At 68.6% G+C, this 24,911-nt stretch carries 19 protein-coding genes and 1 pseudogene; 3 read left to right on the plus strand and 17 right to left on the minus strand.

Going from position 1 to position 24,911, the window contains the following annotated elements:
* Positions 1-124: 124 nt before the first annotated feature.
* Positions 125-1,036, plus strand: coding sequence for a LysR family transcriptional regulator (locus BACI349Y_RS12885; RefSeq protein WP_159632429.1), 912 nt, complete (start codon positions 125-127; stop codon positions 1,034-1,036).
* A 20-nt stretch (positions 1,037-1,056) separates the two neighbouring features.
* Here the strand turns inward: BACI349Y_RS12885 and BACI349Y_RS12890 are convergent, their stop codons facing one another.
* The 5 genes from BACI349Y_RS12890 to BACI349Y_RS12910 all read right to left on the minus strand — a co-directional run bounded on the left by BACI349Y_RS12890 (position 1,057) and on the right by BACI349Y_RS12910 (position 6,977).
* Positions 1,057-1,728 (minus strand): hypothetical protein, encoded by a 672-nt coding sequence (locus BACI349Y_RS12890; RefSeq protein WP_442858424.1) that lies wholly within the window; start codon positions 1,726-1,728, stop codon positions 1,057-1,059.
* A 219-nt stretch (positions 1,729-1,947) separates the two neighbouring features.
* Positions 1,948-3,456, minus strand: coding sequence for an Asp-tRNA(Asn)/Glu-tRNA(Gln) amidotransferase subunit GatB (gene gatB / locus BACI349Y_RS12895; RefSeq protein ID WP_159632431.1), 1,509 nt, complete (start codon positions 3,454-3,456; stop codon positions 1,948-1,950).
* Positions 3,456-5,021: an Asp-tRNA(Asn)/Glu-tRNA(Gln) amidotransferase subunit GatA gene (gene gatA, locus BACI349Y_RS12900; protein WP_159632432.1), complete on the minus strand. Its 1,566-nt coding sequence runs from the start codon at positions 5,019-5,021 to the stop codon at positions 3,456-3,458. The genes gatB and gatA overlap by 1 nt, the downstream gene beginning before the upstream one ends.
* Positions 5,022-5,023: 2 nt before the next feature.
* A complete protein-coding gene (gatC, locus tag BACI349Y_RS12905; RefSeq protein ID WP_141940678.1) occupies positions 5,024-5,320 on the minus strand; it encodes an Asp-tRNA(Asn)/Glu-tRNA(Gln) amidotransferase subunit GatC in 297 nt (98 codons plus the stop codon).
* Positions 5,321-5,465: 145 nt separating this feature from the next.
* Positions 5,466-6,977: a CitMHS family transporter gene (locus tag BACI349Y_RS12910; RefSeq protein WP_159632433.1), complete on the minus strand. Its 1,512-nt coding sequence runs from the start codon at positions 6,975-6,977 to the stop codon at positions 5,466-5,468.
* Between the two features lie 190 nt (positions 6,978-7,167).
* Here BACI349Y_RS12910 and BACI349Y_RS12915 point away from each other — a divergent pair, with 190 nt between their 5' ends.
* Positions 7,168-8,922: a sensor histidine kinase gene (locus BACI349Y_RS12915; protein ID WP_159632434.1), complete on the plus strand. Its 1,755-nt coding sequence runs from the start codon at positions 7,168-7,170 to the stop codon at positions 8,920-8,922.
* Positions 8,915-9,577: a response regulator gene (locus tag BACI349Y_RS12920; protein ID WP_159632435.1), complete on the plus strand. Its 663-nt coding sequence runs from the start codon at positions 8,915-8,917 to the stop codon at positions 9,575-9,577. Before BACI349Y_RS12915 ends, BACI349Y_RS12920 begins: the two co-directional genes overlap by 8 nt.
* 10 nt (positions 9,578-9,587) lie before the next feature.
* Here BACI349Y_RS12920 and BACI349Y_RS12925 read toward each other — a convergent pair whose 3' ends face one another.
* From BACI349Y_RS12925 to BACI349Y_RS12975, 12 genes and pseudogenes are all read right to left on the minus strand, one after another.
* Positions 9,588-9,968: a RidA family protein gene (locus tag BACI349Y_RS12925; RefSeq protein ID WP_159632436.1), complete on the minus strand. Its 381-nt coding sequence runs from the start codon at positions 9,966-9,968 to the stop codon at positions 9,588-9,590.
* 47 nt (positions 9,969-10,015) lie between these two features.
* Positions 10,016-10,519 carry a GNAT family N-acetyltransferase gene (locus BACI349Y_RS12930; RefSeq protein ID WP_159632437.1) on the minus strand — a complete coding sequence of 168 codons (504 nt, stop codon included), beginning with the start codon at positions 10,517-10,519 and terminating at the stop codon, positions 10,016-10,018.
* 113 nt (positions 10,520-10,632) lie between these two features.
* The gene (locus BACI349Y_RS12935) at positions 10,633-11,442 is read right to left on the minus strand and encodes an inositol monophosphatase family protein (protein ID WP_159632438.1); all 810 of its coding nucleotides are present in this window, start codon (positions 11,440-11,442) and stop codon (positions 10,633-10,635) included.
* Positions 11,439-13,715 (minus strand): NAD-dependent DNA ligase LigA, encoded by a 2,277-nt coding sequence (ligA, locus tag BACI349Y_RS12940; RefSeq protein WP_236561039.1) that lies wholly within the window; start codon positions 13,713-13,715, stop codon positions 11,439-11,441. The genes BACI349Y_RS12935 and ligA overlap by 4 nt, the downstream gene beginning before the upstream one ends.
* Positions 13,716-13,847: 132 nt before the next feature.
* On the minus strand, positions 13,848-14,363 hold the full coding sequence (locus BACI349Y_RS12945; protein WP_159632440.1) for a hypothetical protein: 516 nt from the start codon (positions 14,361-14,363) through the stop codon (positions 13,848-13,850).
* A gap of 122 nt (positions 14,364-14,485) precedes the next feature.
* A complete protein-coding gene (locus BACI349Y_RS12950) occupies positions 14,486-18,931 on the minus strand; it encodes an FtsK/SpoIIIE domain-containing protein (protein ID WP_159632441.1) in 4,446 nt (1,481 codons plus the stop codon).
* Entirely contained in the window at positions 18,928-19,632 is a 705-nt protein-coding gene (locus tag BACI349Y_RS12955) for a hypothetical protein (RefSeq protein WP_159632442.1), read from the minus strand. Before BACI349Y_RS12955 ends, BACI349Y_RS12950 begins: the two co-directional genes overlap by 4 nt.
* 45 nt (positions 19,633-19,677) lie before the next feature.
* Positions 19,678-20,154: a hypothetical protein gene (locus BACI349Y_RS20305; RefSeq protein WP_236560824.1), complete on the minus strand. Its 477-nt coding sequence runs from the start codon at positions 20,152-20,154 to the stop codon at positions 19,678-19,680.
* 53 nt (positions 20,155-20,207) lie between these two features.
* Positions 20,208-21,299 carry a serine/threonine-protein kinase gene (locus BACI349Y_RS12960; protein WP_236560825.1) on the minus strand — a complete coding sequence of 364 codons (1,092 nt, stop codon included), beginning with the start codon at positions 21,297-21,299 and terminating at the stop codon, positions 20,208-20,210.
* Entirely contained in the window at positions 21,296-23,425 is a 2,130-nt protein-coding gene (locus BACI349Y_RS12965; RefSeq protein ID WP_159632443.1) for an FHA domain-containing protein, read from the minus strand. Before BACI349Y_RS12965 ends, BACI349Y_RS12960 begins: the two co-directional genes overlap by 4 nt.
* Entirely contained in the window at positions 23,422-24,348 is a 927-nt protein-coding gene (locus BACI349Y_RS12970; RefSeq protein WP_159632444.1) for a PP2C family protein-serine/threonine phosphatase, read from the minus strand. The genes BACI349Y_RS12965 and BACI349Y_RS12970 overlap by 4 nt, the downstream gene beginning before the upstream one ends.
* Positions 24,345-24,911: pseudogene (locus BACI349Y_RS12975) on the minus strand (RDD family protein); the annotation flags it as partial. The pseudogene BACI349Y_RS12975 and the gene BACI349Y_RS12970, both read right to left, overlap by 4 nt.

Consider the following 24,911-nt stretch of genomic DNA (forward strand, 5'->3'; position numbering starts at 1 on the left):
GGCATCCTTACTGCTTGGCATTCAATCTGCGGGGTACGTCCCCATTGAAGCCCTGCCGATGCTTTAGCACAACAGGGATTTTCTCAATCGACGATGTAGCAGTCCTAATGATTAGAGTGGACGTATGGAGGTTCATCAGCTTGAAATCCTGCGGGAACTGGGCGCCCTGGGCAGTGTGAAGGCCGTGGCCGATACGCTCATGGTCACCCCGTCGGCAGTATCGCAGCAACTGGCGCACCTGCAGCGCACCGTGGAGGTGCCGCTGACGCGCAAGGAAGGCCGGAACCTGGTGCTCACGGAAGCCGGCCAGGTTCTCGCCGACGCGGGCGCCGCCGTCGTCAGTGCCATGGCCGACGCCCGGGGCGCGCTGGGCACGTACCACGGCTCGCCCGCCGGGAGGGTGACCGTCAGCGGGTTCCACAGCGCCGGGCAGGCCCTGTTCGCGCCTCTGGCCCGCATGCTGGACCGGCCGGAGCACCCGCGGATCGAGCTGTCCGACGAGGACGTCGCGCAACAGGACTTCCCGGCCCTCACCGCCCGGTACGACCTGGTGCTGGCGCACCGCATGGACCACAGTCCCCGCTGGCCGGCGGAACGGGTTGCGGTGATCCCGCTGGCGCATGAGCCGCTGGACGTGGCGCTGCCCGCCGGCCATCCCCTGGCCCAACAGGAGACGGTCACGGCGGACGACGTCGGTACAGAGGCCTGGGTGACCAGCCACCCCGGCTACTCCCCCGCCGATGTCCTGTCCGCCGTCGCCGCCGTCTCCAGCCGCGAGCCTAATATCGTGCACCGCATCAACGACTATTCCACCGTGGCGGCACTCGTGGCTGCCGGCGGTGTGGTGGGGCTGCTCCCCAGGTACACGGCGGGCCCGGTCCTGAACCCGGACATCGTGCTGCGACCCCTGGAGGGGATCAGCACCCGCCGCAGGATCGACCTGCTGGCCCGGCCGGAGAACCTCAAGCGCCGCTCCGTGGTGATGGTCTGCGAGGCGCTGGAGGACATCATGGCGGGGCTGGTGAAACAGGGCTGAGCCGGCCGGCGTACTGGAGGCTACGAGTCCTGGCCGTCCTGGTGGTTGCCCTTGCCCATCTTGTGTCCAAGTCCTTGACCGTTACCCGGGACATGGCCCGGCCCGCGTCCCAACCCACGCCCCAGCCCCAGTCCGGGCCCGTCACCGGCGCCCTTCACGATCCGCGTGGCCGTGGCTTTGTCCCCGTCCTTGACGCCGGCGATGCGCACGGTGTCCCCGGCGGCGATGTCCGCGATGGTCCCCTCCTTCGGCTTAAGCCGCTTGCCGTCGTCGGACTTTCCACCGGGGCTGGGCGTCGCTTCCGGGCTTGGCGTTGCACCTGGATTGGCGGCCGGAGGAATCGTGGTCACCTTCGTGTCGCCATTGACGGTGTAGGTCTGGGAGAAGCCGTCCCCGCTCTTGACGGTGATGGCGGTATCGCTGACCGACTCCACGGTCCCGTTCTGTTCCAGGACCGTCTGGTAGGTTCCGTCGGGCTTCCTGGCGACGCCTTCGCCGTGCAGGAGTTGCCCGCGCTCGGCCTTGCCGGGCTTATGTGGCCCCGGGGCGTTGCCTGAGTTGCCGGGCGCTGATTGTGATGATGGTGAGGGCGACGGCGTGGGTGCGGGCGTCCCGGTTGCCGACCAGGCGAGGGCGGCCCCTGTCCCGGTAAGTGCCACGGCCACGGCACCGCCCAGTACCGCCTTGCGCATCCTCATAGGTTCCCGGACCACCATGGTTGTTCCTCCCGCACGCAGCCAGGGCACCGGCGCCCTGTGGGCTCCAGTGTAAGTCCGCCGCAGGCGCCCAACCACGGGTAGTTTCACTGAGCGCCGCCTGAGTACTTAACGCGGAACTGGGTAGCACCAGGTGTCGTTATGAGGGTTCAAAACGACACCTGGCGCTACCCAGTTGGGTCCTGCAGGGGTGTACTAGACGGTGACGCCCAGCTTCTCCAGGATCAGTTCCTTCACGCGGCCGGCGTCGGCCTGTCCACGGGTAGCCTTCATGACCCCGCCCACGATCGCGCCGATGGCCTGCACCTTGCCGCCACGGATCTTGTCCGCGACGCCGGGCTGCGCGGCGAGTGCGGCGTCGATGGCTTCCAGGAGGGGCCCGTCGTCGGATACGACGGCGAGGCCGCGCTTCTCCACGATCTCCTCCGGGGTGCCCTCACCGGCGAGCACGGCGTCCAGCACCTGGGAGGCCATCTTGTTGTTGATCTTGCCCGCCTCAACCATGCGGCTCAGCTCCACCACCGTGGCAGCCTCGACGCCCAGCTGGCCGGGATCGACGTCGGCAGCCTTGGCGCGGCCCACGATCTCACCCATCCACCACTTGCGGGCCACGGATGCGGTGGCGCCGGCGGCAATGGTTTCCTCTATCTCGTCCAGGACGCCGGCGTTGACCACGTCGCGGAATTCGAGGTCGGAGTAGCCCCAGTCGGCCTTGAGGCGCTTGCGGCGCTCGGCCGGCGGCTCGGGCAGGGTGGCGCGCAGTTCCTCCACCCATTCCCGGGAGGCCACCACGGGAACCAGGTCCGGTTCCGGGAAGTAGCGGTAGTCGTCCGCGTCGGACTTGGCGCGGCCGGACGTGGTGGTGCGGGTGTCCTCGTGCCAGTGGCGGGTCTCCTGGATCACCGGTTCACCCGAGTCCAGGACAGCGGCGTGGCGCTGGATCTCGTAGCGGACGGCGTGCTCCACCGCGCGGAGCGAGTTCACGTTCTTCGTCTCGGAACGGATGCCGAACCGCTCACGGCCGTGCGGGCGGAGCGAAACGTTCGCGTCGCAGCGGACGTTGCCCCGTTCCATCTTCGCGTCGGACACGCCCAGGTTCTTCACGATCTCCCGGACGGCCGCCACGTAGGCCTTGGCCAGTTCCGGTGCACGGGACCCGGCGCCCTCGATGGGCTTGGTGACGATTTCCACCAGCGGAACACCGGCACGGTTGTAGTCCACCAGCGAGAAGTCGGCGCCCTGGATCCGGCCGGTGGCGCCGCCCATGTGGGTCAGCTTCCCGGCGTCCTCCTCCATGTGCGCGCGCTCGATCTCCACGCGGAACACGGTGCCGTCCTCGAGCTCGACGTCCAGGTAGCCGTCGTAGGCGATGGGCTCGTCGTACTGGGACGTCTGGAAGTTCTTGGGGGTGTCCGGGTAGAAGTACTGCTTCCGGGCGAAGCGGCAGGATTCGGCGATCTTGCAGTTCAGCGCCAGGCCGATCTTGATGGAGGACTCGATGGCCGTCTTGTTCACCACGGGCAGGACGCCGGGCATACCCAGGTCCACCTCGTTGACGTTGGTGTTGGGCTCGTCGCCGAAGACGTTGGGGGCGGAGGAGAACATCTTGGTCTTGGTGTTCAGCTCCACGTGGACCTCGAACCCCAGGACGGGATCGTACTTCTCCATGGCCTCTTCGAAGCTCAGGATGTCATCAGTGCTCATTATTTTGCCTCCTGGGTTTCGAGGGTTCCGGCAACGGCAAGGTCGGGAGCCTGGGCCAGCAGCGGGCCGCCCCACTTGGCTTCGAGCAGCGATTCAAGGACCGCACCCACCCGGTACAGGCGGGCGTCCTCGCGGGCCGGGGCCAGCAACTGGATACCGACAGGCAGCCCGTCCTCGTCCGCCAGGCCGCCAGGCAGCGACAGGCCGGGGACGCCGGCAAGGTTGGCCGGGATGGTGGCGACGTCGTTGAGGTACATGGCCAGCGGATCGTCCAGTTTTTCGCCGAGCGGGAACGCCGTGGTGGGGGCGGTGGGCGAGATCAGGACGTCAGCCTGCGCAAAGGCGGCCTCGAAGTCCCGCTGCACCAGCGTGCGGACCTTCTGGGCCGAGCCGTAGTAGGCGTCGTAGTAACCGGCGGACAAGGCGTAGGTGCCCAGGATGATGCGGCGCTTGACTTCGTCGCCGAAGCCGGCGGCGCGGGTGGCACCCATCACGCGTTCGATGGTCATGGGGCCATCTTCGGGGAGGACGCGCAGGCCGTACCGGACGCCGTCGAACTTGGCCAGGTTGGATGAGGCCTCGGACGGCATGATCAGGTAGTAGGCGCCCAGGGCGTACTGGAAGTTGGGGCAGGAGACCTCAACGATCTCCGCGCCGGCTTCCTTGAGCAGCTCCAGGGCGTCGTTGAAACGGTTTTCGACGCCGGCCTGGTAGCCCTCGCCGTGCAGTTCCTTGATGATGCCGATCCGCAGGCCCTCGACGTTGCCGGTCTTCGCGGCGGCAACGAGGTCCGCCAGGGGTTCGGGCAGCGAGGTGGAGTCGCGGGGATCGTGGCCGCCGATGACCTGGTGCAGGAGCGCGGAGTCCAGCACGGTGCGGGTGACGGGGCCGATCTGGTCCAGGGAGGACGCCATGGCGATGGCGCCGTAGCGGGAGACGCTGCCGTAGGTGGGCTTCACACCAACGGTTCCGGTGACGGCGCCGGGCTGGCGGATGGAGCCGCCGGTGTCCGTGCCCAGGGCCAGGGGCGCCTCGAAGGCGGCGACGGCGGCAGCGGAGCCACCACCCGAGCCGCCGGGGATCCGGTCCAGGTCCCAGGGGTTGCGGGTGGGGCCGTAGGCGGAGTGCTCCGTGGAGGAGCCCATGGCGAACTCGTCCAGGTTGGTCTTGCCCAGGATGGGCATCTTTGCGGCGCGAAGGCGTTCGACGACGGTGGCGTCGTACGGGCTGTGCCAGCCTTCGAGGATCTTCGAGCCGGCGGTGGTGGGCTGGCCGATGGTGACGATCAGGTCCTTGACGGCGATGGGGACGCCGGCCAGGTAGTGCAGTGCTTCTGCTTCCGCTCCGCCGGCGGCGCGGATGGCGTCCACCTCGGCGGCGACGGCGAGCGCTTCTTCCGCGTTGACGTGCAGGAAGGCGTTGACTTTCCCGTCGACGGCGGCAATGCGGTCCAGGTGGGCCTGGGTGGCTTCGACGGCGGTGACTTCGCCGGCGCGCAGCTTCTCGGCAAGCTGTGCGGCGGACAGCCGGATCAGGGTGCCGGCGCTGGTGTTCTTTTCAGTCATGTCTATGCCTCATCCAGGATGGCCGGAACCTTGAAACGGTTTTCGTCGGAGTCCGGGGCGCCGGAGAGAGCCTGTTCCGCGGTGAAGGTGTGTCCCACAACGTCCTCACGGAACACGTTGGTCAGCGGGATGGGGTGCGAGGTGGCCGGGACGTCGTCCCCCGCGGCCTCGCTGACGGACTTGACCGAATCCACGATGACGGCGAGCTCGCCGGCCATCCTGTCCAGCTCTTCTGCACTCATCTCGATGTGAGCGAGCCGCGCGAGATGCGCCACGTCGTCACGGTTGATCGCAGCCATGGATCTCCCCTGCAAAGTTCGAATTGTTTTCCGATCCAGTCTAGTGCGGAAACGCAGATGCCCGTCTGACATCCCCCAGCGGGCGTCAGACGGGCACCTTCGATACCCGGCCTGCCTCGGGGACAGGAGCACGGGCAGCTATAGACTAGCCGATTCCAATGGCTCCGGTAAGCATGCCGACTCCGAGCATTACCAGGGAGATGACGGCGGTGCGCCACAGGACCTTTTTGTGGTGGTCGCCCAGGTCCACCTTGGCCAGCGAGACCAGCAGCAGGATGGCCGGAACCAGCGGGCTCTGCAGGTGGAACGGCTGGCCGGTGATGGAGGCACGGGCCATGTCAGCGGCGCCGACACCGTAGTGGGCAGCGGTTTCGCTGAGGACGGGCAGGACGCCGAAGTAGAACGCGTCGTTGCTCATGAAGAACGTCATGGGAATGCTGAGCACACCGGTGATGACCGCCATGAACGGGCCCATGGAGGTGGGGATGATCTGGACCAGCCACGCGGACATTGCTTCCACCATGCCGGTGCCCTTGAGGACGCCGGTGAGGACGGCGGCGGCCATGACCATGCTGACCACGGCGACGATGGACGGTGCGTGCGCAATCAGCTGGGCGCCCTGGTCCTTGACCTTGGGGAAGTTGACCAGCAGGGCGATTGCGGCGCCCACCATGAACACGAACGGCAGCGGGATGACGTTGGCGACGAGCACCACCATGACGGCGACGGTCAGGGCCAGGTTGAACCAGAACAGCTTGGGGCGCAGGGTGCTGCGGTTGGGGTCGAGCGCGGTGTCCGCCATGGCGGAGTCGTGCTCGTCCACCAGGGTTTCGGTGCGGTCCAGGACCGCCACCGAACCACCGGCGGGGGCTGCTCCGCCGGGGTTGCCGCCCTTGCGGCGGCCACTTCCAAAAGCGCCGGTTCCGGAAGCGCCGGTTCCGGAAGCGCCGGTTCCGGAAGCGCCGGTGCCTGAGGCACCTGTGGAGGTGCCGCCGTCGAACTCTTCCGCAGTGTCCGGCACGCCCCAGATCTCGGGGGCCGTGGCGCGGAGGCGGTTGCGTTCCTGCAGGCCGAGCAGCCAGGAGAAGGCGAAGACGACCACCAGGCCGGCCACGAGGGACGGGATCATGGGGACGAAGACGTCGTTGACGTCGATCTTCAGGGCGGTGGCGGCGCGGGCCGTGGGGCCGCCCCAGGGCAGGATGTTCATGGTGCCGTTGGCCAGGCCGGCCACGCAGGTGAGGACCACGGGGCTCATCTTGAGGCGCAGGTAGACCGGCAGCATCGCGGCGGTGGTGAGGATGAAGGTGGTGGACCCGTCGCCGTCCAGGGACACGGCGGCGGCCAGGATGGCGGTGCCCAGGACCACCTTGGCGGGGTCGTTGCCCAGCTTGCGGAGGATGAACTTCACCAGCGGGTCAAAGAGCCCGACGTCGATCATCAGGCCGAAGTAGATGATGGCGAACATCAGCAGGGCCGCGGTGGAGGTCATGGACTTCATGGAGTCCATCACCATGTCGCCGATGCCCAGGCCGGCACCGGCGAACAGGCCGAAAACAGTAGGGACAATGATCAACGCCAGCACTGGCGTCAACTTCTTCGTCATGATCAGCACCATGAATACCGCGATCATGGCGAATCCAAGTATTACCAGCACAGCCGGCTCCTTCTTGTGAACAGCGGCACAGCGGTGTGACGCGTGCTACAGACTGTAGGGTGGCGGGCGTCACGGCAGTGCCTTTGGCTCAATTGATTGGCATACTGCTTATTGGGAGCATTTTGCTCATTGTGCTCACGGCGCTTAGGCGCCGAAACCCTGGCCCGCCGCCACCCGTCAAGGAGGATGAATGCAGCGTTCCGCGCCCCGGCAGCCGCTGCGGTTTTCCACCCAGACGCTGTTGCTGCAGCTGGCCGTGGTGCTGCTGGTGGTGCTGCTGAGCACCTCCGTGCACGCGTGGCTGACGTATGACCGGGTGGGCAGCGATGCGGAGAACCAGGCACTGACGCTGGCCCGGACCGTTGCCTCCGACCCCGAGGTCCGCGCCGATGTGCTGGCCATCAGCGGACAGCCCGGCACTCCCCCGGCGGCAGAGCTCCTGGCCGGGCCGCTGCAGGCATCCGCCGAGGCGGCGCGGACCAGGACCGGCGCCCTGTTCGTGGTCATCACGGACGAAACGGGCATCCGGCTGGCCCACCCGGATCCGCAACGGCTCGGTGAGAAGGTCAGCACGGACCCCTCCGAGGCGTTGTCCGGGCAGGAGGTCACCACCCGCAACACCGGAACACTCGGCCCGTCCGCCGGCGCGAAAGTTCCGGTCTACGCACCCGGCACCGGCGCGGTGGTGGGCGAGGTGAGCGTGGGTTACTCCATGGAAACCGTGGCCCAGAGCGTGGCCCGGGACATCGGGCCCGTGGCACTGACCGCCGCGGGCGCACTCCTGGCTGGGGTTTTGGGCTCCTTCCTGCTGCGCCGGCGCCTGCAGCGCCTCACCCTGGGCCTGGAACCGGAAGAAATCAGCACGCTGGTCCATGACCAGGTGGCGGTGCTGCAGGGCGTGGACGACGGCGTGATCGGCGTCAGTGCCGACGGCCGGGTCAGCGTCTTCAATGCCGCAGCGCAGCGGCTGCTGGGACTGCCGGACCTGTCGGGATCCCGCTGGGAGGACGCGCCCGTCCCGGAACAGCTGAAGTCCCTCACGCGCCCCGGGACCGGGGTTGCGGGCCCGGCGGTTGCCACCGGCGGATCAAACCAGGATGCCCTCGAGCTGGTGGCCGGCGGCCGGGTGCTGGTGGTGAATGCGCGCAAAGCCCTGCACCGCCGGGAGGACCTGGGCTGGGTGGTCATGCTGCGTGACCGGACGGAACTGCAGGAGCTTACGCGGCAACTCGACGCCGTGGGCACCATGTCCACCGCGCTGCGCGCCCAGCGGCACGAGTTCGCCAACCAGCTGCACACCCTTGCCGGCTTCCTGGGCATAGGCCAGCACCAGGAGGCGCGCGACTACCTTGCCGGCCTCGCCGCTACCGGCCCGCTGAAGTTCCCGGTGGACCAGGCCGAGCTGCTGCAGGACCCGTACCTGCAGGCCTTCGTGGGCGCCAAGGGCGTGGAGGCCGACGAGCGGGGCGTCGCACTGCGCATCGGGCCGGAGACCCTGGTCCGCGGGCAGGTGACGGAGGCCCAGGACGTGACCACGGTGCTGGGGAACCTGCTCGACAACGCCGTGAACGCCGCCGTGGCGGGCTCGTCCGCGGACCGCTGGGTTGAGCTGGAGGTGCTGGATGAGCCGGACGATGACGGCGGCACGCTTCACGTCGTGGTGGCGGACTCCGGTGACGGGCTGGCAGAAGGCACAGACACGGACGCCGTGTTTGCCGAAGGTTTCACCACCGCTTCCGGCCCGGTCCGCGCCGGCGGCGGCCAGGGCTTCGGACTGGCGCTGGCCCGCCAGCTGGCACGGCGCCGGGGCGGCGATGTGAAGGTGCTCGACCGCGGAGCCAGGGGCGGCCCGGGGGCCGTGTTCATGGCCACCCTTCCGCACACGACGGCAGGGAGCCCTGCCGCAAAGACCACGGGGGAAGCCGGAAAGGAAAAGAATGGCTGACGATTTTCGGGTCCTGATCGTGGACGACGACTTCCACGTGGCCAAGCTGCACGCCGCGTACGTGGATTCGGTGGCGGGGTTCCTGGCGCTGGCGCCCGTCGGAACGGCGTCGCTGGCCCTGCAGGCGATCCACAGCCTGCGGCCGGACCTGGTGCTGCTGGACGTGTACCTTCCGGACGCCTCCGGCCTGGACCTGCTGCAGCAGCTGGATGTGGACACGATCATCCTCAGCGCCGCGTCTGATCCCGCGTCGGTCCGGGTCGCGTTCCGCCGCGGCGCACTGGGATACCTACTCAAGCCCTTCACGGCGGAGTCACTGTCCCAGCAGCTGCGTTCCTATGCCCGGTACCGGCGCCTCCTGGGCCAGCCCGGGGCACTGGACCAGGACGCCGTGGAGCGCGCCAAACGCGCGCTGATTCCGGGGGACGTCACGCCGTCGTCGAAACCACGCTCCGCGACGGAGGCCGCGGTACTGGAATCGCTGGCCCCCGGCGAGCAGTACTCTGCCGCCGAGGTGGCCGCCCGGGTGGGCGTTTCCCGCGCCACCGCCCAGCGGTACCTGTCCTCGCTGGCGGACGACGGCGCAGTGGACATCCAGCTCCGCTACGGCACCACCGGCAGGCCCGAGCACCGCTACGGCCTGCCGGCACGGTAGGGCCGGAAACTTACTCGCTCTTCTGCGCGACCAGTTCGATCTCGACGAGCATCTTCGGGTCCAGGAACGGGAGCACGTGGACCAGGGAGAGGGTGGGACGGATCTCGCCGAACACCTCGCCGTGGGCCCGGCCGGCCTCTTCCCACTTGCTGATGTCCGTCAGGTACAGCTTGGACTGCACCACGTCCCCGTAGCCGAAGCCGGCCTCAGCCAGGACCTTGCCGAGTTTCTGCAGGATGTACTGGGTCTGGGTGTAGAAGTCATCCCCCACGATTCCGTCGTCACCGCTGGCTGCGGTGGCAGAGATGTAGAGGGTGTTGTCCACCTGGACGGCGCGGGAATAGCCGAGGGTCTGTTCCCAGACGGATCCGCTGCCGAAGGTTTTGCGCATGGGTGGGCCTTTCAAAGCTGGAATGGGTCGCCACCACTGTAGGGCTGCTACAGGTCGCGCCGGTAAACCAGCAGTTTTATGTCGGTTCCGGGGACCAGCCAGTCCCGCTCAGGCACCCGCTGGAAGCCGGTCTTGCGGTACAGCCCGTGCGCGCTTTCCCAGGTTTGACCGGTGGTGAGGGCCACCGCACGGATGCCGGGAAGGGTCCTGGCATGGCCGATGATGGCGTCCACCATGGCTTTGCCGGCGCCGCTGCGCTGCACGGCAGGGTCCACCACCAGCATCCGGAATTCCAGCTCATCCTGCAGGGCAATGTCCGCGTACGGCTCCCCCGCCAGTGCCAGCGTGACGGAACCGATGACAGCTCCGTCCCGCTCCGCCACCCAGATGGTGGCCTGCTCCGCGCGCTCTGCCACATCCATGATCTTCACCATGTAGGGGTGCGCGGCGTCGTCGAAGTAGCCTGCCGAAAGATACGAAGCTCCGGTGATGCGGGCAATGGCGGCGAAGTCGGCCTCGACGGCGGGACGGATAGTTATCTGCGGCTGCACCCGTCAATGCTAGTGGCGGGCCGGGGCGCCGTACGGCAGGAAGGCACTTTCCGTGACAGAACTATCAGAACGGGCGGCCCCGCTCTTTCGATGAGGCCGGTTCCCATGCCGACTCAGAGCGGAAACTTGCCGGACAGCTCCAGGCTGGCGGCACAGGTCCAGGCGTCCAGGCGTTCGCCATCGGTGGGGCCGCCGTCGAGGGGGCTCGTCAGGCGCGGCCTGCGCACCCAGCAGCCGGCCTCCTCCGCGATCAGGGCGCCGGCTGAAAAGTCATGCTCATTCAGACCCCGCTCGCCGTAGGCATCGTGGGTTCCGTCCGCCACCATGCACAGGTCCAGGGCGGCGGAACCAAGCCGGCGGACATCGGCAAAGCCATCCATCAAAGTACCGAAGGCGGCCGCCTGCTGGGCGCGGACATCGGGCTCGTAGCTGAACCCGGTGGCCAGGATCTGCCCGGCGCGGCCCGGAACCGGTCCGTCCAGCCTGGTGACAATGCCGCGTTCGTCCAGCCACGCACCCTGGCCGCGGGCAGCGTAGTACACCCGCCCCAAGGCAGGGGCGTTGACGACGCCGGCCAGCCAGACGCCGTCGGCATCGGCAACCGCCACGGAGGTGGCGTAGTAGACGATGTTGCGGATGAAGTTGGTGGTGCCGTCCAGGGGGTCGATGGACCAGCGGTAACCGGTGGGGTCGGCGGCCCGGGTGGTTCCCTGTTCCTCGCCGGTGATGCTGTCGCCCGGGCGGGCAGCGGTGATGACGCGGCGTACGGCGTTTTCCGCGGCCAGGTCGAAGGCCGTGACCCAGTCCCCGGCGGCTCCCTTGTTGCTCGCGTCCAGGGCGTTGCCGTCACGGCCGGACAGGACTTTTGCGCCTGCCGCGGCGGCCTGTTTGGCTACCTCCAGCAATTCCGTTGCGGACGTCATGCGTTCTCCTCCACGGTGCTGTCCTGTACTGTGTCCTCCCCTGCAGAGGCAGGTACGGTCGCCTCTTCGTTGCCCCCGTCATCCCCGCCCGGTTCCACGGCATCTCTTGCCGCGGCATCCCCCACGGCCGCCGGGCCGCCGTCGAGCAGTTGCCGGAACCCGTCCTCGTCCAGGACGCGGACGCCCAGCTGCTCTGCCTTGTCCAGCTTGCTGCCGGCACTTTCGCCGGCCACCACGTAACTGGTGTTCTTGGAAACGGAGCCGGCCGCCTTGCCGCCGCGGAGCAGGATGGCTTCCTTGGCTTCGTCGCGGCTGAAGTTGGGCAGGGAGCCCGTGACCACCACGGTCAGTCCCTCAAGGGTGCGCGGCATGGACTCGTCGCGTTCGTCCTCCATGCGGACCCCGGCGGCGCCCCAGCGGTCGATGATCTCGACGTGCCAGTCCTCGGCGAACCATTCCTTCAGTGCGGCGGCAATTGTGGGGCCAACGCCGTCCACATGCGCAAGTTCTTCCTCGGACGCGGCGCGGATGCGGTCCATGCTGCCGAACGCCTGCGCCAGGGCCCGGGATGCGCGGGGACCGACGTGGCGGATGGACAGGGCCACCAGGACGCGCCACAGCGGCTGGGTCTTGGCCTTTTCAAGTTCCTTGAACAGTTTCTGGGTGGTGGCGGTGGGCTTGGACGGCGACTTGGCCGTGCCCTTGCTGAAGAAGTACGGCACCAGCTCGTATTCGCCGGTGGGAACGCCTTTACTCTTCTTTTCACGCCGGATCCGGACACCGGCCAGGTCCTCGGGGGTGAGGTCGAACAAGCGGGCTTCGGAGGTCAGCGGAGGGGTGTCCGGTTCGGCAGGCTGGGTCAGTGCGATGGCCGCCTCCCAGCCCAGGGCCTCGATATCGAAGGCACCCCGGCCGGCTACGTGGAACACGCGCTCCCGGAGCTGGGACGGGCAGGACCTCGCGTTGGGGCAGCGGACATCCACGTCCCCCTCCTTCGCAGGTGCCAACGGGGTACCGCAGGATGGGCACTCGGTGGGCATCACGAAGTCGCGTACCGGCGGGTCCTGCTGGTCCCGGAGGTTCAGGACCGGGCCCACGATTTCGGGGATGACGTCCCCCGCCTTCCGCAGGATGACGATGTCGCCGATCTTGACGCCCTTGGCCTTGACCACGTCCTGGTTGTGCAGGGTGGCCATTTCCACGGTGGATCCGGCAACCTTGACCGGCTCCATCACACCGTAGGGCGTGACGCGGCCGGTGCGGCCCACGTTGACCTGGATATCCAGCAGCTTGGTGTGGACTTCCTCCGGTGGGTACTTGTACGCCACGGCCCAGCGGGGAACACGGGTGGTGTTGCCCAGGGCGCGCTGGGTGGCGAAATCATCGACTTTGATGACGATGCCGTCGATTTCGTGAAGCAGCTTGTGGCGCTGGTCCCCGTACCGCTTGATGAATCCGAGGACGTCGTCCCGGGCTTCCAGCACCTCGAAGTACGGGCTCACCGGCAGGCCCCACTCCTTCAGCAGGCCGTAGGTCTCCGACTGGCTGCCGGCGGCAAGGCCCTCCCGGGCGCCGATGCCGTGGACAAACATTTTCAGTGGCCGCTTGGCCGTCTCCGCCGGATCCTTTTGCCGCAGCGAGCCGGCGGCGGCGTTTCGGGGATTGGCCAGCGGCGCCTTCCCGGCTTCGATCAGGGCCTCATTGAACTCGGCGAAGGCCTTGGACGGGATGAAGACCTCGCCGCGCACTTCCATTTCGGCGGGGAAACCGCTGCCACGCAGTTCCTGCGGGATTTCCTTGATGGTGAGCAGGTTGTGGGTAATGTCCTCACCTGTGGTGCCGTCGCCGCGGGTGGCAGCCCGCACCAGTTTGCCGTCGCGGTACAGGAGGTTGACCGCCAGGCCATCGATTTTCAGTTCGGTCAGCCACGCCGCCTTTGCTCCGCCGTCCCCGATTTTTTCGATGCCGGCCTCGGCCCGGTTCAGCCATGCCTCAAGCTCCTCCAGGGAGAAGACATCCTCGAGGCTGTACATCCGCTGCAGGTGTTGCACCGGAGCAAACGCGGCGGACACCTCGCCGCCCACTTCCTGGGTGGGTGAATCGTTGGCCACCAGTTCCGGGTGCAGCGCCTCGATCTCCTCGAGGCGGCGGAAGAGGGAATCGAACTCGGCGTCCGATACCAGCGGCGCGTCCTCCTGGTAGTACGCAAACCGGTACTTCCGGACCAGGTCCGCGAGGTTGTCATATTCCTCGCGGATGGCCTCGGTGGGAATCGCTTCGGGCTCGTGCGGTGCCGTGGTCCGGGCGGCGGTCTGTTCTGCGGGTCCTGGTCCTGTGCTCACAGACCTATCTTGCCTTACACCTCCGACAGCCACCGGGCACGGCGGCGTGGCAGGCACCCAGGCTCAGTGCGACCGGAGCCGGTTGCGGTTCCGGTTCCACCAGGCGAAAGCTCCGGCGGACGCACCCACCAGCAGTGTTCCGATCGCGATCGGCCCCGGTGCCGGCCCGTCCGGGCCCCCGCCCCCGGCGGGAGCAACGGCGGCCAACTTGGTGGGCGCAGTGGTCCGGGTCACGGGACTGTTCCAGTCCTGTCCACTGGAGGGGCCGGTGGGCGGGCGGTAGCCGGCAGTCGCTGAGGGGGTTTCGGGGGCGGAATCGTCGGGGACCGGTGCCACCGGCACGGGATCCTTTGATTTGCGTGGGCGCCCGGTTGGGCCGGCGTCGGGGCTGCTGGCAAGGATGGGAATGCACAGCAATCCGCAGTCGGCTGGCGCCAGGGTGTCCGACGCCGGAGCGGGCGTGGGGTCGGCAGTGGCAGCAAGTGCCGGGCCTGTTGGGAAGAAGCCAAAGGCCAGGGCCAGGACAGCTGCGGAAGCCGTCGTCGTAACAGCGTGGCGGACCGGGGCGGACGGGGTCATTGCTACCTTTCGATGCGCGCAGCCCCCCCACCACGGCTTTCTGGTGTCCCCGGTAGTCTTCTACAGCGCCGGGCGGGGCCGCAAATCCGCCGCAGCAGCGGCCCCGCCTTTTTCGGGCCTGCTCAGTCCCGGTTTTCCGGTGGAAGCGCCACCTGGATTTTCCGCGCTTTGCCGCGTCCCACCACGTACCCGCGGCCCGGGATGAAGTCCGGACTCACCCGGCCCAGCGAGGTATTGAGCAGGCTGTCGCCTTCGATGTCCCCCGGGTTGAGGAGCAGGCCCCGCCGCCCGGATTTGAACGGCTGGGCAAGCTGCCAGGCACTGGACCAGGTGGAGGATTCGGACTCGCCCACCACCCATTGGTCCGCCTTCAGCGACGCGGTCACCAGCTGCGCCATGCCGGATTCAGCGATGGTGTCGGTGAATTCCGTCAGGCCCTCGATGAAGAAGGCCACCGCTCCCGGATTCCCGGTGGAGTGCTCCACCAGGTCCTCCACCACCTCGGCGAGGTCGTCCGGTCCCACCACCGAGCGGTTCCAGATGGGAAGGGAGGCGACGGCGGACCGGCGCGACCCGAGGTAGATCAGCTCCGTGGCGGGGTTGGACCGGCGCAGTGCGTAGGCCAGGGTCACCAGGGCCACGGTCCGTCCGGCACCCGGCGGGCCTGCCAGCAGCAGCGGGCCCCGCGCCATGACCTCCGCGGGCTGCAGGGACTCGTCGTCCACGCCGATCACCGGCAGGTCCGGGCTGCCGGCGGGCAGGACATCCAGGTCCACCTGCTCAGGCAGCCGTTCGATGCCCGGCGCGGTGTCCAGGCCCTGGCGCAGCATGGCTTCGCTGAGCTTATGGACTTCCCGGGCCTGCAGGGCCAGGTTGGAGTTGCCACCCAGGACGGCGAGCTGCACCTCAAGTCCGTCCAGCAGCCCGCGGCCCGGGGGCGACGTGGCGGTGAGCACATCCCTGGGGACGTCCATCGAGATGTAGTCGTCTTCATTGGAGAGCCGCAGCACCAGCCGGCGCTGGATGGAGGCGAGCAGCGACGCGGGGACGGCGTTGGGCCGGTCCCCCGTCACCACCAGGTGGATGCCCAGGGTGCGGCCGTCGGTGGCGAGCTGCAGGAAGATGTCCCAGAGCCCGGAAAGCTTGCTGTGCTCATATGCCTCCCGGAACGCGGACATGCCGTCCACCAGCACGAAGATCCGCTTCTCGTCCGGCCGGTTGGCCAGCTTCCGGTACTCCACGATGGTGGACGCCCGCACCTCTGCGAACTGTGCGGACCGCAGCTCGGCGATGTCCCGCAGGAGGCGCAGCAGGCGCCCAACGCGTTCCACGTCGTCGCCGTTGATGATCTCGCCCACGTGCGGAAGCTCCTCCAGCATCCGCAGCCCCGAAGAACCGCAATCGATGCCGTACACGTGGACAGGGCCGCCGCGCGGGGTGACCGCGGCGGCAATGGCAATGCCGCGCAGGGCTGCGGACTTGCCGGAACCGCCCGTTCCGTAAATGGCCATGTTGCCGTCCCGGTCCGGTTCGTAAAACACGGTGGGCTGGTCCTGGTGCACGGGATCGTCGGCAACGCCCAGGAGCAGCTGTTCGTCGGTTCGCGGGTTGGGCAGCTTCGAGAAATCGTAGGTCTTGGCCAGTTCATCCAGCCATGGCTTGCGCGGCGGCTGGATGGCCAGGGTGTCCGCGGCGTGCACGATGGTGGAAGTCATCCGGGCAATGTCGTTGGGGCCGGCCGGTTCCTGGGCAACGGGCTTGTCAGGGGCGGGCGCTTCCCAGCTGGGACCCGAACCGAAAGCCATTTCCACGATGTCGATCTGGGGCCGCTGCGGCTTGTCGGTGGTCCAGCCGCCGGCGTAGCCGGTCTGGAACCCCTGGATGCGGCCGGGCCCCGTCTTGGCGGCACCGCGGCCCGGAATGGCGGGGTCGAAGTAGGCGGCGTCCGGGACGCCCAGGATGTCCGTGGCATCGTCCTCATCGGCCATGCGCAACGCAACCCGGAGGTTGGTGTTGGCGCGGAGATTGTCCTTGATGACGCCGGCGGGCCGCTGGGTGGCCAGGATCAGGTGCAGGCCCAGGGAGCGGCCACGGGCGGCCACATCCACCACCCCGTCCACGAACTCGGGAACATCGTTGGCCAGGGCGGCGAACTCGTCCACGATGATGATCAGGTACGGCGGGGCCTCCGGGTCTGCCTCGCGCTGCAGGGCCAGCAGGTCCTTGGCCTTCTTCCGGTTCAGCAGCTGCTCACGGTAATGCAGCTCCGCGCGCAGGGACGTCAGGGCACGGCGCACCAGGTGCGGGGACAGGTCGGTGACCAGCCCGACGGTGTGCGGCAGGTTGATGCAGTCCGCGAATGCGGCGCCGCCCTTGTAATCCACGAACAGGAAGCTGACCCTGTCCGGGCTGTACGCCGCGGCCATGCCCATGACCCAGGACTGCAGGAACTCGGACTTGCCCGCGCCGGTGGTGCCGCCGACCAACGCGTGCGGGCCCTCGTTCTTCAGGTCCAGGTACAGCGGCTCGATGCCCTTGGACCCCACCAGGGCCCGGAGCGTGCCGTTGTCCTTGCGGTTCGCCACCGCGGTGGCGTGCACGGAGTTGTTTTCCGTCCAGCGCTCGGCCACGGACTGCGGGTTGTCCAGGAAGTCCTTGCCGATCAGCGTCGCGTAGGACACGGCGCGCGGCAGGTCGGAGTCGTCGTTGACGGGCTTGCCCACGTCCACCACGGGGGCCAGCATCCGGGCGAGCTGGGCGGCGAGTTCCGCGTCCACGCTCTCGCAGCTGACGGGATAGGTGTGGCGGCCCAGGCGCACCTGGCCAGTGGTGGTGCCGTGGTCGCCGTCCACCACCATGAAGTCGCGGCAGGCGGCGGGCAGGGCCTGGATGTCGGTGGCCACCCACAGGACGTGGACGCCGGAGTCGGGCCCGCGTTCCGCCAGCCGGGTGAGCCGGCCGCGGTCCACCGGAGCGTCGTCCTCCACGATGACCAGCACCGAGGGAAGGACGGGCTCTTCGAGTTCATGCTTGACGGGGTCGATGCCGGGGCGCAGTTCCGGGGCAGTCCGTTTGGCCGCCGCTTCGCGGGCGTCCACCAAGTCCTCAAGCCGGGCCAGCAGGGAGGAGCCGCCGGCAGACCCGGCTGCCAGGTGGTCCCCGCCCAGCGGGCTGTGCCCCGAGCCCACGTGCGGCAGCCACTGCAGCCAGTTCCACCGTTCGCGGGACTGCGCGGACGTGATGGCCGTCAGGACCACCTCGGCCGGGGAATGCAGGCCCACGAGCTGCAGCACCATGCCGCGGGCAACATCGTCCACCAGGCCGCGGGCGCCGGCGATGCCAAGGGCCCCGGAGGTGCGCAGCTGGGAGACCACGGGGACGCCTTCGATCTCGCTGAACTGCTTGATGCAGTCCTGGATCTCGCGGGCGTACTGGACTTCGGTGTCATTGTTGGAGGGTTCCTCCAGCGGGATGCGTGACGGCCCGGTCCCCAGCCCGAAGCGCAGGCCCAGGAACGAGGAGTGCTCGGGCCGGTGCGTCCACAGCAGTGGCCCGAGCTTGTAGATGGCATCCACGGTGTCGCTGACCGACGGCGCTTCCTGGAGCCGGACCGCCCGTTCCACCTGCTGCAGTTCGGTGATGTCCTGCCGGAAGGCGGCCATGGACGCCCGGAACTGCTTGAGCTGTTCCTTCTGCTGCTTCCGCGTCCGCATCCTGGTGTCCACGTAGTGGCCCACGATGAACAGGGGCATCATCAGCATGAACACCATGGACAGCACGTTCTGCGTGACCGCGAAGATGACCGCGCCCATCATCAGGGGTGCCACCAGCATGATGTAAGGGAACGGCTGGTCCTCGGGCCGCTTGGGCCCGGCAGGAAGGACGCGCTTGGGCACGTCGAAGCGGGGCACCACGCGCGGGGAGCGGTTGAAGTCCACAAGGGGCGACGTCGGCGCTGCCGCGTGATTATGCCCCAGGGGCACCACAGTGACGGTGGTGTCCCCCAGGGTCACCGTGTCGGACGAGTTCAGGGTGGCGCGCGTGACCGGCAGCCCGTCCATCAGGAGGCCGTTGGCGGAATTGGTGTCCACGATCTCGATGCTTTCTCCCACCGTGATCCGGGCATGCCGTTTGGACGTGAGCGGATCCGTCAGGCGGATATCCACGTCCCGGTCCCGGCCGATGTAACTGGTGCCGATGGGCAGCGAAAATTCGCGGCCGACGTCGGGCCCGGACAACACGCGCAACGTGGCCGCAGCAGGCCCACGGCTGGCTCCGGGTTCGTGGAACTGCCCGCTGACCTGGGCCAGCGACACCACGGAGCCGGGGCGCAGGCCCGATTCGAGCAGGTTGTCTTCGCGGGCCAGGACGTTGCCGCTGATGCCGGCACCCACGAAGGCTTCGTCGATGCGCAGGGACAGGTTGTCCGGGGCAGGGGTGCCCTTCCGGTCAGGGTCGGCCGCCCAGAGCACGGTGGCGATGTCGGCCACGGTGGCCAGGCCGTCCACCGTGACGGCCAGGTCCTTGGCGTCGGCGGGTTCGCGGCGGAGTGTCAGCCGGATCCTCATCCTTCGTCCACGCCCCTCATCTTTTCGAGCAGGTACAGGTCATCGGGTGTCACCAGGTGGGTGGTGACGGCGTGCTCCACCAGGCGGGCGCGGCGGTTGGTGGCCAGTTTCCCGCCGCCTCCGCGCAGCCCCACCACGCCCACGCGGTCCAGCTTGTCGCAGACGTTGTCCAGTTTGCGGTTGAAACGGGTCAGCGCCCAGCCCAGGGTCCTGGCGGCGGCCGCCGAGGACGGGATGGTGCTGAACCCGGTGCCTTCGCGCCGGAGCACGGGCTCGGCGAGGGCCACGATCAGCGCCTTCTGGGCGTCGGTGAAGACCACGGGGCCGATGGTGGTGTCGCCGCTGCTGGCGCCTTCCCGGGCTTCCTGCCGGAAGGATGGCGTCTTCAGGTGCACGGCGAACTCGTAGGTGGTGGGCCCGGCCGTGAAGATGACGTTGGTGTGGCTGAACACCAGCGGAATCCGGGCGCCGGGCGACAGCCAGGCCTGCATGCCGCCGGACGCGTCAGCCACGGTGGCGGACAGCATGCTGCCGACGTTGCTCAGCCACCAAATGCCGTCGTAGCGGGCCACCTGCAGGAACTGCCGGTGCAGGTACGGGTTGTCGTCCACTTCAACGTCGCCTTCGCGGCCGATATTGAAGATGTCCTCATCCGATGGCTCGTACCATTCGCCACAGAAATCTATTGCTAGATCCCCCATGATCTGTGCCTCCTCAGTGGGCAATGTGTTTGCGTCATCAGCTGGCTAGTCCTGCAGGCAGGCGATGGAGTCCTGGCCTTCCGGCGAGGCGCTGCCGTCGGCCCGCACCAGGATCACTTCCAGGCAAATGGGAGTGGGGCCGAACCCGGAAACAAAGGTCTTCGGTACCTTGGTGGTTTCGTAGGGTCCGTCCGCCTTGGCGGATTTGGTGCGGTATTTGTAGGAGTCGCCCTCCCTGGGCTGCGGGTTGGTCCAGGAGAAGATGATGGTGTTTGGATCTTCGGGCTTTCGTGATGCCGTGAGGCCTTCAACACTGGGGACGGTGCCGCTGTCCACGGCGTCCGCCGGCGGCTTGCTGACCTGCTGGGTGTCCACGGCTTTGGGCGTTCCGGTCGCTGTGTTGGCCACCACGATGCCCACCACCGCCGCCAGGGCCAGGAGGGTTCCGCCGGCCAGCGCGAGCCAGAGGTTGCGCTTGCCATGGTCTGCCGCCGGCTCCGCCTGGGGCTGGTCCACGTTCACGGGCCGGTGGACGGTGGCGTCGGCGGTGTAGGTGTCCGGCCCGGCGTCGTCGCTTACCGGGGCACCATAGTTCGCCGCGCCTGTGCTGCCGCGCAGGACGGTGGACTGTGCCCACTCCCCCTGGCCGCCGCCGTCGGCCGCGCCTGCTCGGGGGCCAACCGCTCCGGCGGGGCCCGCCGGGATGGAGGGCACGGCAGGGGCTCGATGGCGGCGATGCTGCGGACGCGGGTTTCCTCGGTGCCGTCGTCCGGGTGGCTTTCCTCCTGCTGGGGTTCCTCGAGGACTTCGAAGGGAGTCACGGAGAGGTTGAGCTCAGCCTGGATCCGCTGGAGGGCCAGGGCGAAGGCGTGCGCGGAGGAATACCGTGACTGCGGCGACTTGGCCATGGCGGTGGCCAGGGCCAGTTCCAGCGATTCCGGCACGTCCGGACGGCCCAGCCGGGGCAGCGGCAAGTTGCTGATCCGGTTGATCAGTTCCCGCTGCGAGTTGTCCGCCCCCGGCATGACGAAGGGCGAGCGGCCGGCCAGCAGGGTGTACAGGGTAGCACCGAGGGCCCACACGTCCACCATGACGCCGTCGACACTGCCGTCGCGGAACTGCTCCGGCGGGGACCAGGGAATGGACATGCCCGAGTCGTCGTCGGAGTCCCCGGCAAGGGTACCGGAGATCCCGAAGTCGGTCAGCGCGGGACGGTTGTAGTCCGTCACCAGGATGTTGGCTGGCTTGATGTCGCGGTGGGCGATGCCGGCACGGTGCGCGGTTTCGACGGCGGAGGCCACCTGGATGCCGACGGCCAGGACTTCATCAACGCTGAAGCGCTGCCGCCGGTACCGCACGTCCAGGCTGGGCCGGGAACAATACTCCATGGCCAGGTAGGAATGCCCGTCGTCCGTCACTTCCGCCTCGAAAATGGTGACGATGTACGGGTGCGAGGACAGCTGGGCCATGAGGTTGGCCTCGGACTCGAAACGCCGCCGGGCGCCCTCGGTCTTCAGGTCCGAGAGCAGCACCTTGACGGCGACTTTCCGGCGCGGCCTGTCCTGTTCGTAGAGGTAGACGTCGGAAAAGCCGCCCGAACCGAGCAGGCTGATGTAGGTGAACCCCGGAATGCGGGGCGGCGGCGCAACAGGCCGTTTGGAACTCAAGGAATCTCCTCAAAACGCAATGAGATGTTGTCGCCCAGTTCGGCGATATCACCGTCGAGCAGGATGGCCATCTCGTTCTGGGCGAGACGGCGGGGCGGTTGGCCTTCGCGGACCAGGACGGTGCCGTTGGTGGCCTTGAGGTCGCAGAGCATCACGTGCCAGCCCTCAAGCCGCACCTCCACGTGGGACCGCGAGATGTCACCGCCCGGGCTGGCCACCTGCACCAGGCGCGGCATCACGCCGCCCTGGACCCGGGACACCGACGGCTGGCGGCCGATCACCATGGACTGGTCGAGGTCCAGCAGGTCGCCGGTGGACAGCCGCATCCGTCCCAGCCTGGGACGCGCTACCTGCACCGCATCGGGCAACAGGGCGGCCCCGCAGACGCTGCACTGGGCGCGGGTGGGCGGATTGGCATGGCCCTGGGCGCAGACGCGCGCCAGCACCAGCGGGCCGCCGCCCGCATCCTGCCGGGCCGCAGGTGCGTCCGCGGCAGGGCCGGCCGTTGATCCGGCGACGCTGCTCTTCATGACCGTCTGGCCATCATGGTCGGGATCGAAGCCGGCGCCGGTTTCCTGGCCCGTGTCCGGCTGCTGGACCTGTGGAATATGGGCTGGCGGATTATGGGCGGGCGGCCCATCAGCAGGCAGCTCATGGACCGGGGCAGGCCCGAAGGCAGCCGGACCGGGCTCATAGGCAGCCGGAGGTCCCTGGAAGGGCGCGGGCTCCCGGGCGGGAGCGTCGCTGCCGGTGCCGGGTCCCGTCGGTGCGGGCGCCGTCCCTGCAGTGCGCCAGGGGACGGAATCGATGAGGACACCGGAGGAAGCGGGACGGGACGGAGTGGCAGCCGCGCCGTTCGAGCCGTCACCGTGTCCGGCGGCAGCGTCTGAACGGGCATCTGCTGGTCCGGCATCTGCTGCTCCGGCAAGTCCTGCTCCGGATTCGGCCGACGAGCCACCCGGCGCCGCATCCTCCCCCGTGCCCAGGGCAGGGAGTGGTTCGGCTGCGGGCAGCGCCGGCTGTTGCTGCGGCACTACATGTCCGGAGTCGGCGTCGGGGTCCTCCCGCACGGCGGCATCCTCGATGTTCCGCATCACGGTCCGGTCCCAGAGGTGGTCGTAGGACGTGGTCATCTCCACCGCGGGACCCGCATCACCGTGGCCTGCCGCAGGGGCGGTTGAGTCTATGCCTGCTCCCGCGGAACCGGGCAGCTCCGATCCTGGGTCCCCAGGGCCGGCCGGGTCTTCGGTGCCGGTTGCTTCGAGAAGCTCTCCGTCGGCGTCAATGATCGCGCCGGGGGCAATCGTGGCCTCCGGGTCGAGGTGGCGCACGGCGGGTTCCGGATCCGGCATGTCCGCAGGTTCGCGCACGTCCACGGAAGATTCAGCTGGAGTGAAAGTGCCAGGCCGGCCCTGGGACTCGTCGGCCGCCTCCCGGTGATCCGCCGCCACCGTTTCAGCGGCAGGTTCGGGGGCCAACGGCGGAGCGAAACCGGCGGGGCCGTCCACCTCGCCGGAAGAACTGACGGCGAACGGGCCATCAACACTGGCCGGTTTCCCCGGGGATTCTTCGCGGTCCACTGCGGCAGGACCACCGACGGCGGCAGGGCCGGCCGGCGCGCACAGGGTCAGCGACTGGAGCAGCACCACCCCCTCCCCCAGCGGCAGTTCAGCCAGCGGCTGTTCCCCCAGCAGCTGTTCACCCAGCAGCTGTTCACCGAGCGGCTGGCCGGAGCGTCCCGCGGCCTGCCCCGCCGTGGCACCGCCGGCGATACCCAGCCGGCATGTCCCGGGCACGACGAACCTGCGCTCGTTCCAGGTGGTCACGTCGCGGCCGTCGAGCTCCACCGGGCCGCCGGGCTGCTCCACGGTGAGGTCGAGGTCACCACGCAGGAAGACCCGCAAGGACCCGTTGAAGTCCAGGATGCCAAAGGACGGGATACGGGTCAGGGAGCCACCGGAACTGCTGGTGACGGCTGCCAGGACCTCGTGCGGCTCGGGCTGCGAAGCCAGGAGCTCCCAAATGGCCCCTGCGAGTCCGGCGGGTGTCTCCGGGCCCAGGAGGACTGCGGTCCCGGACCGGACGATGCCCAGCCAGGTGCCGGGAATGTAGCTGGCGCCGGTCATCGTCCGGGCTCTCCGTCCTGGTCGGTACTTGCTTCGACGGGCGCCGGCAGGGGCTGCGTGACGGCTTCGGACGCAGCCGGCCGCGGCAGCGTCACTTCGTCCCCGTCCGCCGGGGTGTGGCGGGGTGCCGTGGTGCCGGTGCCGTCGTCGTTCGCTACGTTCCTGGCGTCCACCACGATGGCCGTCACGTTGTCCCGCCCGCCGCTGCGCAGGGCGGCCTGGATCAGGGCATCCACTGCGTCCTGCGGCGCAGCCACGGTGCTGAGGATTCGGAGGATCTCCTCGTCCGGCAATTCCCCGGTGAGGCCGTCCGAGCAGACCAGCACCCGGTCGCCTTCCTCCACGGGGAGGAGCCAGTAGTCCGCCTCCGTCTCGTCCCCGGTGCCCAGGGCCCGGGTGACCACGTGGCGGCGGGGATGGACGGTGGCTTCCTGTGCGGTGATCTCGCCGGCGTCCACGAGCTCCTGGACCTCGGAATGGTCCACGCTGATCTGCTCGAACCGGCCCTGGCTGAGCCGGTAGGTGCGGGAATCGCCAATGTTCATGACCAGCCAGTACGGCACGCCCATTTGCTCCACCACCACAGCGCCCGTCAGCGTGGTGCCGGCGCGGGCGCCTGTGGCTTCGCGGATGGAGGCGTCGGCACGGACCAGGTACTCCTGGAGGAGGGACGCGGTAATGTTCCGCTCCCCCGTGGTGACCTGGGGCATTTCTGCCAGGGCGCGCACGCACAGGCCGCTGGCGATTTCGCCGGCCTCGTGTCCGCCCATGCCGTCAGCCACGGCGAAGATCGGGTCGGCGGCGATGTAGGAATCTTCGTTCAGCTCCCGGCGGAGTCCCCTGTCCGTCCCGTAGCCGTAGGTGAGGCTGAGGCCCGGCCCCGGCTGGATGGTGGAGGAAACACTGGCGGGGTGCTGGTTCATGCCTGTCCTAGGTAAAAGGTACGGTCTCCAAAGTGCACGCTGGATCCCGGGGTAACAAACGTGGGGACGCCCGGCACCAGGGGGGTGCGCAGGCCGTCCGGGGTGGTGACGGCGCTTCCGTTGGTCGACTGCCGATCCGTCACCCAGATGCCCGCACCGTCAGTGAGCAGGTGCAGGTGCGTCTTGGAGATGGAGCGCCCGGGGTCGTCTACAGCCAGCAGCTGGGCGTGCTGTTCGCCCGATTGCCCCACCGGGTTCCGGCCCACCAGGACGCTGCGGTCCAGCTGGAAGTCGCGGCCGTCGTCCAGGCGGATGCGGAGGACGGCCACCTGGGCTGGTCCTCCGGCGCCGGGACGCACCTGGGTGCGTTCGACGTCGTCGTCCACATGCTGCGAAGGCACCCGGTGCCCCGGGGGAACGCCCTGGGAGCCGGCCGCAGGCGGCGCGAAGGACGCCGGCGAGGTGTACGGCATGGTCTGCGAAGGCATGGTGGCCGATGGCGCAGGTGCTTGCGGCGCGGACGCCTGCGGTCCGTTGACCTGCGGCGCCGGAGCCGCCGGGGC

Source organism: Arthrobacter sp. 8AJ, assembly GCF_902506025.1.
Taxonomy (GTDB): Bacteria; Actinomycetota; Actinomycetes; order Actinomycetales; family Micrococcaceae; genus Arthrobacter.